Source organism: Streptomyces sp. SID13031 (assembly GCF_010548305.1).
GTDB lineage: Bacteria > Actinomycetota > Actinomycetes > Propionibacteriales > Kribbellaceae > Kribbella.
In genome coordinates this window covers 1-383 of record NZ_JAAGLV010000128.1, presented here as the reverse complement: position 1 = coordinate 383, position 383 = coordinate 1, and the positions used below count along the sequence as shown (strand labels likewise).

The 383-nt window shown below is 73.6% G+C and carries 1 pseudogene; it reads left to right on the top strand.

Features of this window, described 5'->3' with window-relative positions:
- Window positions 1-283 (top strand): annotated as a pseudogene (locus tag G3I17_RS39555) (gamma-glutamyl-phosphate reductase); the annotation flags it as partial.
- Window positions 284-383 lie beyond the last annotated feature (100 nt).

Below are 383 nucleotides of genomic sequence, written 5' to 3'. Positions count from 1 at the left end.
GGACTCGCTGGACGCGGCCGTGGCGCACATCCGGCTGTGGTCCTCCGGCCACACCGAGGCGATCGTCACCACCTCACAGGCGGCGGCCCGCCGGTTCACCCAGTTGGTGGATTCCACCACGGTCGCCGTGAACGCCTCCACGCGCTTCACGGACGGCGGCGCGTTCGGCTTCGGCGCGGAGATCGGCATCTCCACGCAGAAACTCCACGCCCGCGGCCCCATGGGCCTGCCCGAACTGACATCGACGAAGTACATCGTCACGGGCGACGGCCACATCCGGTAACCCGCGCCCGGGGCGTCCGGGCGGGAGCGGCCCCGGCAGAGCGGCTCCGGGCAGGAGGGCCCCGGGCCGCTTGGGCGCCCGGTCTGGTCGAGGCGCTCGG